Source organism: Hyphomicrobiales bacterium (assembly GCA_016125495.1).
GTDB lineage: Bacteria > Pseudomonadota > Alphaproteobacteria > Rhizobiales > RI-29 > RI-29.
The window spans coordinates 77303-93790 of sequence record WGLQ01000023.1; the positions used below are offsets into that span (position 1 = coordinate 77303).

General features: G+C 68.1%; 14 protein-coding genes. 11 read left to right on the forward strand and 3 right to left on the reverse strand.

The window, feature by feature from the left end; genetic code table 11:
• Window position 1: 1 nt before the first annotated feature.
• From GC150_15215 to GC150_15245, 7 genes are all read left to right on the forward strand, one after another.
• Window positions 2-1006, forward strand: a complete 1005-nt coding sequence (locus GC150_15215) for a DUF1611 domain-containing protein (GenBank protein MBI1386254.1) — start codon at window positions 2-4, stop codon at window positions 1004-1006.
• A 106-nt stretch (window positions 1007-1112) separates the two neighbouring features.
• Window positions 1113-1979 (forward strand): 3-methyl-2-oxobutanoate hydroxymethyltransferase, encoded by an 867-nt coding sequence (panB, locus tag GC150_15220; GenBank protein MBI1386255.1) that lies wholly within the window; start codon window positions 1113-1115, stop codon window positions 1977-1979.
• A gap of 77 nt (window positions 1980-2056) precedes the next feature.
• Window positions 2057-2896 (forward strand): tetratricopeptide repeat protein, encoded by an 840-nt coding sequence (locus GC150_15225; GenBank protein MBI1386256.1) that lies wholly within the window; start codon window positions 2057-2059, stop codon window positions 2894-2896.
• Between the two features lie 109 nt (window positions 2897-3005).
• Complete coding sequence (locus tag GC150_15230) at window positions 3006-4340, forward strand: PQQ-binding-like beta-propeller repeat protein (protein MBI1386257.1); 1335 nt, start codon at window positions 3006-3008, stop codon at window positions 4338-4340.
• Window positions 4341-4382: 42 nt separating this feature from the next.
• Window positions 4383-5774, forward strand: coding sequence for an efflux RND transporter periplasmic adaptor subunit (locus tag GC150_15235; GenBank protein ID MBI1386258.1), 1392 nt, complete (start codon window positions 4383-4385; stop codon window positions 5772-5774).
• Between the two features lie 4 nt (window positions 5775-5778).
• Complete coding sequence (locus GC150_15240; protein MBI1386259.1) at window positions 5779-8967, forward strand: MMPL family transporter; 3189 nt, start codon at window positions 5779-5781, stop codon at window positions 8965-8967.
• Window positions 8968-9039: 72 nt separating this feature from the next.
• A complete protein-coding gene (locus tag GC150_15245; GenBank protein MBI1386260.1) occupies window positions 9040-10155 on the forward strand; it encodes a pyridoxal phosphate-dependent aminotransferase in 1116 nt (371 codons plus the stop codon).
• 17 nt (window positions 10156-10172) lie between these two features.
• Here GC150_15245 and GC150_15250 read toward each other — a convergent pair whose 3' ends face one another.
• Complete coding sequence (locus GC150_15250; protein MBI1386261.1) at window positions 10173-11216, reverse strand: Ldh family oxidoreductase; 1044 nt, start codon at window positions 11214-11216, stop codon at window positions 10173-10175.
• Window positions 11217-11374: 158 nt separating this feature from the next.
• A complete protein-coding gene (locus GC150_15255) occupies window positions 11375-11833 on the reverse strand; it encodes a hypothetical protein (GenBank protein MBI1386262.1) in 459 nt (152 codons plus the stop codon).
• Window positions 11834-11987: 154 nt separating this feature from the next.
• Here GC150_15255 and GC150_15260 point away from each other — a divergent pair, with 154 nt between their 5' ends.
• The 4 genes from GC150_15260 to GC150_15275 all read left to right on the forward strand — a co-directional run bounded on the left by GC150_15260 (window position 11988) and on the right by GC150_15275 (window position 15642).
• The gene (locus tag GC150_15260; GenBank protein MBI1386263.1) at window positions 11988-13082 is read left to right on the forward strand and encodes a peptidase M14; all 1095 of its coding nucleotides are present in this window, start codon (window positions 11988-11990) and stop codon (window positions 13080-13082) included.
• 146 nt (window positions 13083-13228) lie between these two features.
• The gene (locus tag GC150_15265; protein ID MBI1386264.1) at window positions 13229-14002 is read left to right on the forward strand and encodes a transporter substrate-binding domain-containing protein; all 774 of its coding nucleotides are present in this window, start codon (window positions 13229-13231) and stop codon (window positions 14000-14002) included.
• A gap of 100 nt (window positions 14003-14102) precedes the next feature.
• Window positions 14103-14843 carry an ABC transporter permease subunit gene (locus tag GC150_15270; protein MBI1386265.1) on the forward strand — a complete coding sequence of 247 codons (741 nt, stop codon included), beginning with the start codon at window positions 14103-14105 and terminating at the stop codon, window positions 14841-14843.
• A gap of 13 nt (window positions 14844-14856) precedes the next feature.
• Complete coding sequence (locus tag GC150_15275; protein ID MBI1386266.1) at window positions 14857-15642, forward strand: ABC transporter permease subunit; 786 nt, start codon at window positions 14857-14859, stop codon at window positions 15640-15642.
• A 46-nt stretch (window positions 15643-15688) separates the two neighbouring features.
• On the opposite strand, the gene GC150_15280 is transcribed toward GC150_15275, so the two are convergent.
• The gene (locus GC150_15280) at window positions 15689-16411 is read right to left on the reverse strand and encodes an HAD-IA family hydrolase (GenBank protein ID MBI1386267.1); all 723 of its coding nucleotides are present in this window, start codon (window positions 16409-16411) and stop codon (window positions 15689-15691) included.
• Between the last annotated feature and the right edge of the window lie 77 nt (window positions 16412-16488).

Sequence of the window (16488 nt, forward strand, 5' to 3'; positions counted from 1 at the left end):
CATGAATCTCGAGCGCCCCTACCTGCTCTTTCTCGGCGACATCCAGGACCACCTTTCGGCCAAGACGGCTGCGGGCATCCTGCAATGGCGGCCCGATCAATGCGTCGGCCAGATGCGTCTCGAGGGCTGCAAAATCGACCTCGGCATCAAGGACATGACGGCGCGGGAGGCGGCCGCGAGCGGTGCGCGCACTCTGGTGATCGGGGTGGCGAACGCGGGCGGCAGGCTGCCGGACGCCTGGGCGGCGGCGATCGTTTCGGCCCTCGAGGCGGGGCTGGACGTCGCCAACGCGCTGCATCGCCGGCTCGCCAGCGTGCCGGGGCTCGCGGAGGCGGCGGCGCGCCACGGGCGGCGCCTCGTCGAGGTGCGCGAGCCCGACGCGAACCTGCCGATCGGCAACGGCAAGAAGCGCAGCGGCAAGCGCGTGCTGGCGGTCGGCACGGACTGCTCGGTCGGCAAGATGTACACGACCCTCGCGATCGAAAAGGAGATGCGGGCACGCGGCATGGCGGCGGACTTCCGCGCCACGGGTCAGACCGGCATCCTCATCGTCGGCTCCGGCGTGCCACTCGATGCCGTCGTCGCCGATTTCATCCCCGGCGCGATCGAGGCCATCACGCCGGACGCGGCCGCCGATCATTGGGACGTGATCGAGGGCCAGGGCTCACTTTTCCATCCCTCGTTCGCGGGCGTCACGATCGGCCTCATCCACGGCTCGCAGCCCGACGCCCTCGTGATGTGCCACGAGCCGACCCGGCCGCACATGCGCGGCCTGCCGCACTATCAGTTGCCCGACCTCGCTACCTGCATCCAGCGCAACGAGGAGGCGGCGCGACTGACCAACCCCGGCGTTCGCACCGTCGGGCTCTCGATCAACACCAGCCACATTGAGAAGGCGGCGGCCCGCGACTACCTCGCCCGCCTCGAGGACAGCTTCCAGTTGCCGGCGGTCGACCCGATCGCGACCGGTGTCGGACCGCTCGTCGATCGGCTGGCCGCGATCTGAGGCCGTCGACATCATCGGTTGCCTAGGGCGCCGGCTAGGGCACGGTTGGCGGGGCGTCGGGGGCGGTGTAACAACGGGTCACGTGCCCGATCGAGGAGGCCCAGGCATGAGCATCGAGCCGAGCGTTCGCCGCATCACCGCGCCGGAGATCGCGGCCCGCAAGGGTGGCGAGCCGATCGTCTCGCTCACGGCCTATCACGCGCATACGGCACGCCTTGCCGATAAATACTGTGATTTCCTATTGGTCGGCGACAGCCTCGGCATGGTGATGCACGGCTATGAAACGACCGTTCCCGTGCCGCTCGAGCTGATGATCATGCACGGGAGGGCGGTGGTGCGCGGCGCGCGTCGGGCGCTCGTCGTCGTCGACATGCCATTCGGCACCTACGAGGAGAGTCCCCCCGTCGCCTTTCGCAACGCCGCCCGCGTCATGAAGGAAACCGACTGCGGCGCCGTCAAGCTGGAGGGTGGCCAGCGCATGGCCGAGACGATCCGCTACCTCGTCGACCGCGGCATCCCGGTGATGGCGCACATCGGGCTGACGCCGCAGTCGATCAACGTGATCGGCGGCTTCAAGACACAAGGGCGCACCCGCGACCAGTGGCAGGCGATCGAGGAGGACGCCAAGGCGGTTTCCGAGGCCGGCGCCTTCGCGGTGGTGCTCGAGGCGATGGCCGAGCCGCTCGCGGCGCGCATCACCGAGGCCATCCCCATTCCAACCATCGGGATCGGTGCCTCGGCGGCCTGTGACGGCCAGATCCTGGTGATGGAGGACATGCTCGGGTTGAGCCCGCGGGTGCCGAAATTCGTCAAGATGTTCGGTGCGATCGGTACGGCGATCGAAGGGGCGATCGCCGAGTATGCCGGGGAGGTGAGAGCCAGATCGTTTCCCGCCGTCGATCATACGTACGCGGTGATCGAACCGGCGAACGAGGGGGCTTCCAAGGGCAAGCGTGGCAAACCGCGTAGTTGAGCCGTGGCGTCGGCTGGTTCGCCGAGCGCTCTGGTGACGAGCCGCCCGCAAGGCTCTATAGAGCGGGGTCGAGAGGAATGGCGGGCGGCGATTCGGCCGCGAGCCGCCGTGTTCGTCGTGGCCTGAGCAAAGCCGGGCTTACGGCGCGGATAGATGGAGCTGCCGCTGGCGCGGCAGGATGGAACGAGATGGTCGAAGGCGACGTTTTCCGCGAGGTCGAAGAGGATCTGCGGCGCGAGCGAATCAAGGCGCTCTGGGACCGCTACGGCGGGTATGTGCTGATCGGCGCGCTCGCCATCATCCTCCTGGTCGGCGGTAAGCAGGCGTACGACTACTGGACGCGCGAGCAGGCGCGGGCGGCGGGCCTCGCCTATGCCGAGGCCGGCCAGCTGATCGACGAGGGCAAGGCGGAGGAGGGCACGGCCGCACTCGAGCGCATCGCCGCCGGTTCGGGTGGGTATGCGGCCCTCGCCAAGCTGAGACTCGCCGCACTCAAGGCCAAGGAGGGCGCCGGCGCCGAGGCGATCGCCCTCTACGACGAAATCACGAAGGCAGGGGCGGGAGATCAGGCCATCCGCACGATGGCGCGGTTCAGGGCCGCGATGCTCAGCCTCGAGGCGAACGACTTTACGGGGGTCAAGAATCGGCTCACCCCTCTGTTGGATGCATCGAACCCGTGGCGGCACAGCGCTCGCGAGCTGGTGGCGATGGCCGAGTACAAGGCCGGCGATCGGGAAACCGCCGAAGGTCACTTTCAGGAGATTCTCGGCGACGTCGAGACCCCTGATGGCTTGCGGCGAAGGGCCCAGACGATGCTCGAGCTGATCGTCAGGCTCGACGCGAAGTCGCCCGAAAGTGGCGCTACGGGATCGAGTGGCTCGGCCGGAGCGACGGCACCGGCCAGCCAGGGGAACTGAACGGGCGCTGGTTTGCGGCGGCAGCGTCCTCGAAGCAACGCCCGTGACCATGCCGGAGGCACGTCGGTTCGTGCCTCCCGGGGCGCGAACCGGGGGAATTCGAAGAGCCATGCGCGCGCGATCGATCCTCTATCCGCTGGCAGCGACCTTGGCGGCGCTGGTGTTGTCCGGCTGCTCCGGCGGCGGCCTCGCTCTGCCGAGCCTCGGCGACCTCAACCCATTCGCCGAAACGGAAGAGCGGTTGCCAGGTGAGCGCATCGCCGTGCTGGGCCGCCAGGAGGGACTGCCCGGTGAGCTGGCGGTGGCTGCCGGTCCAGTTTCACTTCCGCCGGAGACAAGCAATGCGGAATGGAGCCAACCGGGCGGTGTACCGAGCAATGCGCCCGGTCATCTCGCACTGGCATCGGCCCTGCAAACCGCCTGGACGGCCGATGCCGGATCGGGCTCCTCCAAGGATGGCCGGCTGACGGTCAGCCCGATCATCTTCGGTGGCCGCATTTTCACCATGGATACCGAAGCCCAGGTCTCGGCCTTCTCGGCGAGCGGCGGCTCGCGGCAATGGCGCGTCTCGCTGGTGCCCGAGCACGAGGACGAAGAGAGTGGCTATGGCGGGGGCCTCGCGGCGACCGACGGCCGGCTGGTCGCGGCGACCGGTTTCGGCGTCTTCGTCGGTCTCGACCCATCCAACGGCGCCAAACTCTGGGAGACGCCGGTCGGCGTGCCGATCCGATCCTCGCCAACGGCCGCCAACGGTCGCGTCTTCGCGGTGGCGATCGACGGGCGGTTCTTCTGCATCGACGCGGCGACCGGTGCGATCGTCTGGCGCTCGCGTGGGCTTCCGCAGGACGGCAGCATGCTGTCCAATGTCAGTCCGGCCGTCGATGGTGATCTCGTGGTCGCCCCCTTCCCGTCCGGGGAGGTCGTGGCGGTGCGCTCCGATACCGGCGAGCCCATTTGGAGCGACAGCCTCGCACGGGCGCGCTCCCACTCCTCGCTCGCGGCGCTGAGCGATCCGGCGCGCCCGGTGGTCGACGGCGGCACGGTGTTCGCGGTCGGTCATGCGGGCCGCATGATCGCAACGGAGGCGCGCTCCGGCGCCCGTCTGTGGTCGCAGAACGTGCGCGGAACTCAGACGCCCTGGGTGGCCGGTGACGCCGTCTACGTCGTCGATGTCACGGGCAAGCTGCTGTCGTTGTCGCGCAAGGATGGCACCCTCAGGTGGGCCACGGCACTGCCCGAGGGCGGCACGTGGACCGGGCCCGTGCTCGCGGGCGGACGGCTCTGGCTCGCCTCCTCCAGCGGCAATCTTGCGAGCGTCGATGCCACGACCGGCAAGGTCACGGCCACCCGAAATCTCGACCATCCCGTGTTCATCGCGCCCATCGTCGCGCAGGGCCAGCTCTACGTGCTGACCGACAAGGCACGCCTCATCGCGCTGCGCTGATGGCGCCGCGGCCGCAGGCCAGGGTAGTCACGATGATGAAAACTGGATCAAATTCCAGGCGTTGAATTTCACGCCAGGCACGGCATTGTCGTGTATGATGCGGAAAATCCAGCAATCATCGGGGTCCAACGCGTGACAGTCTTGTGTTGTGGGGGGCGTTCGGCAAGGGCGGGAACCAGAGGCTCCGGCCCGGGCATCCTCGGTGACTGGTCGGCGGTTGTCGCCATCGTGGCGCTCGCGGCGTTTTCCCATGCGTTCCTTGCAAGCTCGTCAGCCCTGGCGCAGGGCCGGGCCTCGGCGGTCGTCGTGGAGCGGGCCGAGCCGCGCCAGGTGGTGGACACGCGGTCGGTGATCGGCCAACTCGTCGCGCCGACCGAGGCGGCCGTCGCGGTGCGTGCGCCCGGCATCGTCAAGCAGGTGCTGTTCGAAATCGGCGACCAGGTGACGCAGGGCCAGGAACTCGTTCGGCTCGACGACGCCCTCATCCGGCTGGAGCGCGATCAGGCGGCCGCCGCCCTCGTCGTCGCCAAGGCGGGTGTCGCCGTGGCCGAAGCCAAACTGCGCTTGTCGCGCCAATCGTTCGAGCGTCAGGCGCGGCTCAAGGGCTCGACCGCCTTCTCGAAGGGGCGTTTCGAAGACCTCGAGCAGGAGGCGGCGCAGGCCGCGAGTGAACTCGCCGAGGCTCAGGCGCGTGTGACGAGCGCCAGCGCGGCACTCGCGCGGGCCGATTATCTCGTCGAGCACGCCAGCATCCGCGCGCCGTTCGCCGGCGTGGTGGTCGCGCGTCAGGCGCAGCCCGGGGCCTATGTGACGGTCGGCAGCGCGGTCGCGACGCTCATGGATCTCGAGCACATGGAGATCGCAGCGGATGTACCGGCCGCTCTGGTGGCGGGCCTCTCGCCGGGCCAGCAGGTGACCGCGCGCCTCGAGGCAGGGCTCGATGTCGCGGCCCGCGTGCGCGCGATCGTGCCGGTGCAGAACGCGGCCACGCAGACCATCGCGGTGCGTTTCGTGGCCGACCTCTCCAAGCTCGATCCGACCCGGATCATCTCCGGGCGCTCGATCACGCTCGCTGTGCCGGCGAGCGAGGAGCGCATCGCGCTGACCGTTCCAAAGGACGCTCTCGTGCAGGGGCGGAACGGCTGGACGGTTTTCGCCGTCATCGACGGAAAAGCCATGGCACGCCCGGTCTCGCTCGGCGACGCGGTCGGCGAACGCATCGAGGTGCGTGATGGTGTGGCGGCCGGAGATCTGCTGGTCGTGCGGGGCAACGAGCGGTTGCGGGACGGCCAGGCGGTGACCGCCGAGACGACGCCCGAGCCGGCAGCGGGTAGCAGCGAGGGCGGCCAACCGCTCGCAGGGCAAGCGCCGGCGGGCGGCGCGGCGGTGTCGGCCGTTCCACCACCGCCAACGGCCAAGCGCGAAGGATCGTAAAGGCGTGGATCTGATCCGGGCATCGATCGAGCGCCCCGTCGCGGTGCTCTCCGTGGTGCTGATGGCGGTCCTTTTCGGGCTGCTGGCGCTGACGCGCATCCCGATCCAGCTCACACCGGACGTTCGCAAGCCGGTCATCGAGGTAACGACGCTGTGGGGTGGGGCGGCCCCGGCCGAGGTCGAGCGCGAACTGATCAACAAGCAGGAGGATGAGCTGCGGGGCCTCGAGGGCCTCGAGGAGATGTCCTCGCGGGCCCAGACGGGTCGCGGCCAGGTGACGCTCGAGTTCGCGATCGGCACCAACATGGACCGGGCGCTGCTGCTCGTGGCCAACCAGCTCAACCGGGTGAGTTCCTATCCCGAAGAGGCGGACCGGCCAACCTTCAAGACCTCGGGCGCGGAAGACAATCCGATCGCCTGGATGGTGCTCAAGCGCCAGCCGGGCAACACCACGCCGATCGGTGAATTCGGCGATTTCGTCAACGACACCGTCAAGGAGCGGTTCGAGCGTGTCGAGGGGATCGCGCTGGTCCACGTCTACGGCGGCGTGGAACGCGAGTTGCAGATCGTCGTCGATCCCGAACGCCTCGCCCGCTACCGCCTCACGATTCCCGATCTGCTGGGTCGCCTGAGGAGGGAGAACATCTCGCTCTCGGCCGGCGACATCAACGAGGGAAAGCGCCGCTACGTTGTGCGCGCGGAGGGCGAGCTCAACACGGTCGATGCGGTCTCGGCGATCGTGGTGCGCAGCGGCGCCGATGAAGTCGAGAACGGCGGCGGGGGGACGGGAACAGGCGGGCGCATCGGACGCGTCTACCTCAAGGACGTCGCAACGGTCGCATTCGGGTACAAGGAGGCGAGCGCGCATATCCGCTACCGCGGCGAGCCGGCGATCGTCGTGAGCGCGGTGCGCGACACGGGAGCGAACGTCATCGAGACGATGGCGGGCCTGCGCGAAGCGATCGCGGAATTGCGCGATGGGGCCTTGAAGCGACGGGGTCTCTCCATCGATCAAGTCTACGACGAGACGATCTACATCGACAGCGCCATCGATCTCGTGCTGCAGAACATCTGGATCGGGGGCGCGCTGGCGGCCATGGTTCTGCTCCTCTTCCTGCGCTCGCCACGCGCGACGCTGGTCGTCTCGCTCGCCATTCCGGTTTCGATCGTCGCCACGTTCGTTGCCATGGCGGCGCTCGGGCGAACGCTCAACGTCATCTCGCTGGCCGGCATCGCATTCGCGGTCGGCATGGTGGTTGATGCGGCGATCGTCGTCCTCGAGAACATCTTCCGGCTGCGCGAACAGGGCCTTTCGCCGGCCCGGGCCGCCTACGAGGGTGCCCGCCAGGTGTGGGGAGCGATCCTCGTCTCGGCGCTCACCACCGTCATGGTTTTCATCCCCATTCTCGTCATGGAACTGGAGGCGGGTCAGCTCTTTCGCGATATCGCGGTGGCCATCTCCGTTTCCGTCATGCTGTCACTGGTGGTTGCGATCACGGTCGTTCCGGCGCTCTCGAGCCGCCTCCTCACGCGCTCGGTGACGGACGGCAGCGGCAGGCGGCTGCCAGGTATCGACGCGGCCGGAAGCGGTTTTTCGGCTCTGGTGCGCAAGTACGCGCGCTCGTCGGTGCGCAATCGCGTACTCGGAGCGGCGAGCGTCCTGGCCATCACGGGGATCGCGATCCTCGGATCCTGGCTGTTCCTGCCGAAATTGGAATACCTGCCGGATGGAAACCGCAACCTCGTTTTCGGGGTGATCATTCCGCCGCCGGGCTACAATCTCGAGACGACGCGCCAGATCGCCGAGCGGGTGGAGGCGGTGGCACGGCCACTCTGGGAGCGCGAGGAGACGGGCAATCCCGAAGACCCTCCGGCTATGGAAAATTTCTTCTTCGTGGCGTCGCGCGGAAATACCTTCCTCGGCGGATCGGCCAAGGACCCCGCCCGGGTGCGCGATCTCATCCCCGTCCTTTCGGCCCCGGTGTTCACGGAGCCCGGCACGTTCGGCTTCATCAGCCAGCGCTCGCTCTTCGGGCGAGGCATCGGGGGCGGTCGGGCTGTCGAGATAAACATCTCCGGCAACGAACTCGAGGACATCCTCGACGTCGCCCAGCGCGCGGCCGCCATCATCGGGGAGGTGCTGCCGCGCGAGCAGGGCCACCAGCTGCGACCGCGACCAGGGCTCGAACTCGGGGCTCCCGAACTCAGGGTGCAGCCGGACCGCGTCCGCCTCGCCGATGCCGGGGTCGATGCAGCAACCCTGGCGCTGACGCTCGATGCCTACAACGACGGCGTGCGGGTGGCTGAGGTGACGGTCGGCGCGGAGCGGATCGACCTGACGCTGATGGGCGCCGAAACGCTCGGGTCGCAATTGCGCACGCAGGACATCGGCGCCTTTCCCGTGGTCACGCCCGGCGGGCGCATCGTGCCGCTCGCGGCACTCGCCGACATCTCGCTCACGGCGGGTCCCGTCGAAATCCGCCACCGCGAGCGGCTGCGCACGATCACGCTCGAGGTGCGACCGTCGCAGAGCCTGCCGCTCGAGACGGCACTCGCCATCATCGAACGGGACGTGGTCGACCGGCTCGAGGCGGAAGGCATGCCGACAGGCGTCCGGCTCGGCCTTTCGGGTGCCGCCGATCGGCTCAACGAAACGTGGGATGCAATCCAGATCAACCTGCTGCTCGCCCTCGTCATCGTCTATCTGGTCATGGCGGTGCTGTTCGAGAGTTTCGTGCTGCCGCTCGTCATCATGATATCAGTGCCGGTTGCGGGCGCCGGTGGTGTGGCGGGCCTGGCGCTGGTCAATGTTTTCCATCCCCAGTCGCTCGACATGCTGACCCTGCTCGGCTTCGTCATCCTCATCGGCATCGTCGTCAACAACGCCATCCTGCTGGTGCACCAGTCGCTTTACCACATCGGTTCCGACGGCATGGCGGTCAACGACGCGATCCTCGAGGCGACGCGCAACCGCATCCGGCCGATCTTCATGAGCACGCTCACCAGCGTCTTCGGCATGCTGCCGCTGGTGGTCTTTCCGGGCGCCGGATCGGAACTCTATCGCGGGCTCGGGTCCGTGGTGGTCGGCGGGCTCTCGCTCTCGGCGATACTGACGCTGCTGCTGGTGCCGCCGCTGCTGCGCCTGACGCTCAGCGTCACGGCCGTTGACGCGGCGGCGCGCCCTGCCGAATAAGGAGCACGCATCCAGTGTGCATTGGCAGCCGGCCGGGGCGGGCCGCCAATGCCTCGAACCGGGAACCCCTGCATGACCCAGTACCCCACGACGCCACTCGTTGCGGGCTTGCCGGCGACCGTTCCGTTCGTCGGCCCAGAAACCCAGGAGCGCCAGCGAGGCCGCCCGTTCCGAGCCCGGATCGGTGCCAACGAGAGCGTTTTCGGTCCCTCGCCGAAGGCCATCCAGGCCATGGCCGAGGCGGCCAGGAACGTCTGGATGTACGGCGATCCCGAAGTGCACGAACTGCGCGAGGCGATCGCCCGCCACCACGGCGTCGGGCAAGCCAACATCATGGTGGGCGAGGGCATCGACGGGCTGTTCGGCTACACTGTGCGCATGCTGGTCGAGCCAGGCGTCAAGGTGGCGACCTCGCTCGGGGCCTATCCGACCTTCAACTTCCATGTCGCCGGCTTCGGCGGGCAGCTGGTGACCACGCCCTACGTCGGCGATCGCGAAGACCCGGGGGCACTGCTCGATCTCACCCGCCGTGAAGGAGCACGTGTCCTCTTTCTCGCGAACCCCGACAATCCGATGGGGACGTGGTCGACCGCGGCAACGGTCGGCGAGCTGATCGCGGGCGTGCCCGAGGGGAGCATCCTCTGCCTCGATGAAGCCTACGGCGAGTTCGCACCCGAAGGCACGCTGCCGAAGATCGACGTCGACAACCCGCGTGTGCTGCGCTTTCGCACGTTTTCCAAGGCGCACGGGCTCGCCGGCCTCAGAGTCGGCTACGTCATCGGCGAGGCGGGACTGATCAACCAGTACAATAAAATCCGCAACCACTTCGGAGTTGGGCGCATCGCCCAGGCGGGCGCGATGGCGGCGCTCGCCGACCAAGCCCACCTCGGGCGCGTCGTCGCGGACGTGGCGAAGGCCCGCCGGCGGATCGCCGAGATCGCGGCGGCCAACGGGCTCGCCAGTCTGCCCTCGGCAACAAACTTCGTCGCCGTGGACTGCGGGCGGAACGGGGATTTCGCCCGCGCCGTGCTGAAGGGGCTGATCACGCGCGATGTGTTCGTGCGCATGCCGGGGGTGGCGCCGCTCGACCGCTGCATCAGGGTGAGCGCGGGAACACCCGCCCAACTCGAGCTCCTCGCGGAGGCCCTGCCGCAGGCGCTCGCCGAGGCAACGCGCAGCGTCGCCTGAGCAAGACGGCCTACGGGTCAGGCACCCGGTCGGCGACCCGCCGCAAAGCCTTCCAGTCGTTCGATCAGCTCGAGTGGTACGGCAACGCCATGGGTCGCCGCACACGCGCGGTGGGCTAGGCGGCTCGCCCCAGGCAAGCGGGAGCCGGGTTCGGCCGTCATTTCAGCGAGCTGGCCGGTGACGCGTTCGGCAAAGCTCGCGCCGAGACGCGTTGCGGGCGCAAAGCGTTCCGGATCGATGGCGAGGATGAACTGGCCAACGCCGGGGGGCGGGCCCTCGTTCGTCGTGAAGCCGGAGGCCTGATACGAAAAATGCGGGCCTGCGATGCCGCCGGCGAGCAGATCGACAAGCAGCGCCAGCATCGCACCCTTGGCGCCGCCCGCCGGTGCCATGCTGCCACCATCGACGACGGCGTGCGGATCGGTCGTCGGCTGGCCCTCGGCGTCCAGTCCCCAGCCGATCGGGATCGGCTTTCCGCCTGCCGCCGCCTCGCGCACGCGCACGAAGGCGACCTGGCTCGTCGCCTGGTCGACGACGAGCGGCGGGCCATCCGAACGTGGCGCGGCAAATGCGATCGGATTGGTGCCGAAAAAGCGGCGCTTACCGCCGTGGGCGGCCATCAGGGGCGAAGAATTGGCGAACGCGAGGGCCACGAGGCCGGCTTCGGCAAGCGGCTCGACGAACCAGGCAACGACGCCGGCCGACGTGCTGTCGACGATCGAAAGTCCTGCGATGCCGGTCGTGCGCGTCATGGCGATGAAGCGCGGCAGGGCATGTTCGAAAGCGGCGTGGGAAAAACCGTTGCCCGCGTCCACCTGCAGCGAGGCGGGGGCGAGTTCCTCGAGCCGGGGTCGGGCCGTACCGTCGAGCTTGCCGCAGACGAGATGCTCGCAATAGATCGGGAGATAGCCGAGCCCGACGTTGCGGATGCCATCGGCTTCGGCATCGCGGATGGAGCGGGCGCCGGGGTCGGCCTGATGGGGTTCGGCGCCGGCTCCGGACAAGGCGCGATAAGAAAGGTCGTAGACCTCGTCGAGGGTCAGGGTGCGATCCTCGTTCATCCGGCTCCTCCTCGCCTTCGGCGCCGCCCCGCATGATCCGAGCCGTTCGCGCCCCACGTCCGATGAGCCGTTCTAGGCCCGCTCCTGGACCGGATGCAATCGGTCTGGAACTGCGTGGCGACCGACCGTCGCACTTGACCGCACTGTTTCCCGCCGTCTCACCGCCGCGCCGCGGAGACGCCTTCGTCGACGATGTCCGAGACGAGGCGGTGGAGGGGCGAGGTCCAGTCGGCGACTTGCGCACGAGCGGCCGGTTCGAGTTGCGGGCAAATGACCTGGTCGATGAAGGCCGCCCGCACCGCGTGCCAGGGATTGTTGTGCAGGTCGCCGATGTATTCGCTCGCCGGGTCGCGCGCCAAACGCCGGGCGTGCTGCGAGGTGATGGCCTTTGCCTTGGCGAGGCTGGCGGCAAAGCGGCGCCGGTAGCGCATGCGCGCGGTGACGGCGGGGATGGAGCGGATCGCCGGCACGACCGCGAGGGCGAGGATGATCACGACGATTGCGAGCACGGAGCCGGCGACGATGATGGCGGTCGTCGAGAGGACCTCCCACGGCCGCTTCCAGGCAGCTGCCGCCAGCAGCCCGAGGAAAACGGCGATCGCGATCCGGTCCTTCATCCTGGTGCCTCGCCCGAGCTGTCCGCCGTGATCGACGATGGGTGCCTCCCCTGATCCGGCGGCCGAGTGTCCACCATGCCGAGGCAAATTGACAACTGGGCAGGCAAATGCCTTCGATGCGCGGGCGTGAGGCGAAGGGCGTCAAGGAGGCGACATGCGCGAGGACTTGATCTCGATCGCGGGCGATACGCCCGGCGTGACCTGGAGCCTCAGGGTGCTGCGCTTTTCGGGGCGCGAACCCGACGCCGTGCCGCGTGTCTACCTTCAAGGGGCACTCCATGCCGACGAATTGCCGGGCACTGTCGCGCTCCATGCGCTCGCCCCACTCTTGCGCCGGGCCGAGGCCGAGGGACGGCTCGTCGGCGACGTCGTGATGGTGCCCGCGGCGAACCCGATCGGCACGGCGCAGTGGCTGCACACCCGCAACGAGGGGCGCTTCGAAGCCGGCTCCATGCGCAATTTCAATCGCGGGCACCTACTGATCGATGCGGCCGGATCGCGTGCGAGCGCACTCGCCATGGAGCGCGCCGAGGATGGATCGAGGCCGGCGGTCGAGCGGCTGAAGGCGCGGTTGCTCGCGGAAGCGCTCGCGGCCGACATCGTGCTCGATCTGCACTGCGACTCCGAAGGGCTCCCTTACGTCTATCTGCACGCCTCGCTCTGGCCGGGCGCGCGCGATCTCGCGGTGGCGATCGGCGCGCGGGCGGTGTTGCTCTGGTCCGACGACAGCGATGCCGCCTTCGAGGAGGCGGCGCTGCATCCGCACCTCTATGCCCAGGCGGCCGGGCTCGAGGTCAGCGGCCGGCACCCCGTCCTCAGCTCGACGGTGGAGTACCGGGGCCAGGGCGATGTTTCGCCGGAACTCGCGCAGAGCGACGCCGCGGGTCTCATGGCGTTCCTCGAGGCACGCGGCGTCGTCGTGCCCGACCGATCGAAGGGCGCGGCGCGGGCGCTGGAATTCGATGGTCCCGTGGTGCCACTCGCGAACGTCGAGATGATGCCGGCCCCGGTCGGCGGGGCCATCCTCTATCACGTGGAACCCGGCGACCGGGTCCTTGCTGGCGACGCGCTCGCCACGATAATCACGGCGCCGGGCACGGAGAAGGGCGAGCACGTGGTGCGCGCGCCGCAGGACGGCTTCATCCTCACCCGACGCATGCACCGCCACACGCGGCGGGGCGACGACCTCCTCAAGCTGCTCGCTTCCGGCAAGAGCGCCACGAGCCGGCCGGGCGCGCTCGAAGTCTGATATCGCGGTGGCGAGGCACTCGTGCCCTGTGGCCGCAGTTGACGGCGCTCAGGGAATGGACAAGGTTGGAAGCGCAGTTGGAAATGGGGCACCATCAAGAGCAAGAACACGGGCCGATCCGGCTTGTCGTTTAAAGGGAGATCAGAATGAAGTTGACGTTCGCCAAGGCGGCGCTGGCTGCGGTCGCCGGCCTTTCCATGAGCGCCGCGGCGCTGGCAGCAGACCTCAAGATCTGTGTCGAGGGTGCCTATCCGCCCTTCTCGGAAACCACCGCCGACGGCAGCATGGTGGGCTTCGACATCGACATCACGAACGCACTCTGCAGCCAGATGGGCAAGAGCTGCGAGCTATTGAAGACGGACTGGGATGGCATCATCGCCGCGCTCGTCGAGAAGAAGTGCGACGCAATCATCGCCTCGATGTCGATCACCGAGGAGCGCCGTCAGCGCATCGACTTCACGAAGAAATACTACAACACGCCGGCCCGCTTCATCGGCAAGGCCGACGCAGGCCTCACGGACACCGCCGATGGCCTCAAGGGCAAGGTCGTCGGCGTGCAGCGCGGCACCATTCACCAGGACTTCATGGAGGGCGAGTTCCCGAACGTCGAGCTGAAGCTCTACGGTACACAGGACGAGGTCTATCTCGACCTGCAGGCGGGCCGCATCGACGCCGCCATGGCCGATAGCGTCGCCATGGACACCGGCTTCCTGCAGACCGACAATGGCAAGGGCTTCGCCTTCTTCGGCGGCAGCTACTCCATTGCCAAGTACCACGGCGAAGGCGCTGGCATCGGCGTTCGCAAGGAGGACACGGCGCTGCGGGACGCGCTGAATGCCGCCATCGAGGCGATCCGCGCCTCCGGCCAATACGACCAGCTGCAGAAGAAATACTTCGCCTACGACATCTACGGCGGCTGAACGCCCAGGGGCTCGCGGCACCGCCGCGGGCCCAGCACCCGAGTCGTCGTGGCCTCGTGCCGCGCGCTGCTCAACCGCGGGCGGGAGGTGACACGCCAGGATGGAAAAGCTGATCGCCTATACGCCGTTCCTCCTCAAGGGCGCGCTGATCACGTTCCTGCTGGCCCTGGCGTCACTCGCACTCGCCACATTCCTCGGAGCCATCGGTGCCTGGGGCAAGCTCAGCCGCTCGATGATCGCCAATGCCATCGCCTGGGCCTACACCACGCTGGTGCGTGGTATCCCCGACCTCGTGCTCATGCTGCTCATCTACTACGGGGGCCAGCGCATGCTGAATCAGGCCGCGCTGGCCGCCGGCTACGACGGACTGAGCATCAGCCCGTTCCTTGCCGGAACCGTCACCATCGGGTTCATTTTCGGAGCCTACCTCACCGAGACGTTCCGCGGCGCCTACATGTCCGTTCCCAAGGGCCAGAGCGAAGCCGCGCAAAGCCTCGGGTTGCACCGGTACCAGACACTGATCCTCGTTACGCTGCCGCAGCTGCTGCGCCACGCATTGCCGGGCTACGGCAACGTCTGGCTGGTGCTGGTCAAGTCCACGGCGATCGTCTCGGTCATCGGGCTCGAGGATGTCGTCGGGATCGCGGACAAAGCGGCCAAATCGACACGCGAACCTTTCCTTTTCTTCCTCGCGGTGATTGCGGTTTTCCTCGCGATCACGGCGGCGTCGTCGGCACTGCTGCGCTATCTCGAGCGGCGCTACAGCCCGGAGACCAGTGCCATCGCGCGCACCGCTAATGCCGATCCGACAACGACGGGCGCACTGGTGGCGAGCAGATGAGGGGGACCGTGCAATGAGCCTGGTTTGCGGACGGCCGCCGCGTTCGGCCCCTGATCCGTTCTTTGCCGACTGGCCCGACGGCGGCATCGCGCTCGCGTTCAAGCACTGGAGCATATTCGCGCATGGCGTCTGCACCACGGCCGAGCTGACATTCTTTTCCCTCGCGCTCGGAATCTGCATCGCCGTGCCGTGCGCGCTCGTACTGGCGCGCCGCACGCCAGTCGTCTTCCGCTTCGTGTCGGCCTACGTCTATATTTTCCGCGGCTCGCCGCTGCTGGTGCAGGCCTATCTCATCTACTACGGCCTCAGCCAATTCGTTTTCGTGCGCGAGAGCTTCCTTTGGCCGTTCCTTCGCGAAGCCTACTGGTGCGCGCTGCTCGCCTTCACGCTCAACACCGGCGCCTACACGAGCGAGCTCTTGCGCGGTGCGCTCGCGGCCGCGCCCAAGGGCGAGGGCGAGGCCGCCAAGGCGCTTGGCCTTTCGAGGCGCCAGATCACATGGCTCGTCGAATTACCCTCCGCGTTCCGCCGCGCCCTGCCGCAATACGGCAACGAGATCATTTTCATGCTGCACGGCTCGGTGGTGGCGAGCGTGATCACGATCCAGGACATCCTCGGCGTCGGGCGCACGGTCAATGCCAAGTATTACGTCGCCTACGAAGGCTTCCTGACGGCCGCCGTGCTCTACATGGCGCTGACGTTCCTCATCGTGCTCATCTTTCGCGGGATCGAGGGGCGGCTGCTGCGGCACATCTTCGTGCGCCAGAGCATGGACAAGCAGAAGGCCCGGCCGGCCTGAGGCCTGCGGCGTCTTCCGAGCGCGCCGGATCGTTCGCCCCGCTGGCTCAGAACCCGAGAAGGGCGGGCAAGTCGACGATGCCATCGATGATCGCGTCGGCGTCCCGGGCGAGCGTCTCGCGCGTGCCTGTTCCGGTCAGCACGCCAACGGTGAGAGCGACCCCGGCGGCCCGCCCCATCAAGAGGTCGTGCCGGTTGTCGCCGACCACCGCGATCCGCCGGGGCGATACGCCGATCTCCTTGCAGAAGGCATGCACCATGCCCGGGCCGGGCTTGACGCCGAAGCCGCTGTCATAGCCGCAGCCGAACGCGATGTGGTGCGAGATACCAAGGAGGGTGGCGGTGTCGCGCACGCCGCGCGCGTTGTCGTTGGAGGCGATGCCGAGTACGAGGCCGGCCCGCGAAAGGTGTTCGAGCGTCGCCGAGAGCTGCTCGACGGGAACCGACTGCGCCACCGAAGCCGAAAAGAGCGCATCGATCGCCGTGACCAGCGCCGACTCGCGCACGGGGCTGCCCGCCGCAACGAAGGCAGCGGCAATCTCGGCGGTGTTGCCGGCGGCGAGCAGGCTGTCGGGCCGCGCCCGGCCGCTTTCGGGATCGACACCGCCGGCCTCGAGAAGCCGCATGGCGAGAGCCTCGTTGCCCTCGGCCGCAAGACGGGCGGCACGGGCGTTCACCGGTCCCCAGGTGAGATGGTAGTCGACGAGCGTTCCGTCCTTGTCGAAGAGGATGGCATCGAGGTCCGGCAGGCCCACTGGCAACGACGTCATGAGGCACTCCCTGCTGTCGCGGCCCGGTCATTCACTGGTCGATTGCCTGCCGGCACACTCGAAGCCGGCGGCGCCCA

Bases quoted from the DNA above. Each gene is read 5' to 3' on its own strand.
- GC150_15215 (MBI1386254.1), top strand. From the start codon at position 2: ATGAATCTCGAGCGCCCCTACCTGCTCTTTCTCGGCGACATCCAGGAC.
- panB (MBI1386255.1), top strand. From the start codon at position 1,113: ATGAGCATCGAGCCGAGCGTTCGCCGCATCACCGCGCCGGAGATCGCG.
- GC150_15225 (MBI1386256.1), top strand. From the start codon at position 2,057: ATGGCGGGCGGCGATTCGGCCGCGAGCCGCCGTGTTCGTCGTGGCCTG.
- GC150_15230 (MBI1386257.1), top strand. From the start codon at position 3,006: ATGCGCGCGCGATCGATCCTCTATCCGCTGGCAGCGACCTTGGCGGCG.
- GC150_15245 (MBI1386260.1), top strand. From the start codon at position 9,040: ATGACCCAGTACCCCACGACGCCACTCGTTGCGGGCTTGCCGGCGACC.
- GC150_15250 (MBI1386261.1), bottom strand. From the start codon at position 11,216: ATGAACGAGGATCGCACCCTGACCCTCGACGAGGTCTACGACCTTTCT.
- GC150_15255 (MBI1386262.1), bottom strand. From the start codon at position 11,833: ATGAAGGACCGGATCGCGATCGCCGTTTTCCTCGGGCTGCTGGCGGCA.
- GC150_15260 (MBI1386263.1), top strand. From the start codon at position 11,988: ATGCGCGAGGACTTGATCTCGATCGCGGGCGATACGCCCGGCGTGACC.
- GC150_15265 (MBI1386264.1), top strand. From the start codon at position 13,229: ATGAAGTTGACGTTCGCCAAGGCGGCGCTGGCTGCGGTCGCCGGCCTT.
- GC150_15270 (MBI1386265.1), top strand. From the start codon at position 14,103: ATGGAAAAGCTGATCGCCTATACGCCGTTCCTCCTCAAGGGCGCGCTG.
- GC150_15275 (MBI1386266.1), top strand. From the start codon at position 14,857: ATGAGCCTGGTTTGCGGACGGCCGCCGCGTTCGGCCCCTGATCCGTTC.
- GC150_15280 (MBI1386267.1), bottom strand. From the start codon at position 16,411: ATGACGTCGTTGCCAGTGGGCCTGCCGGACCTCGATGCCATCCTCTTC.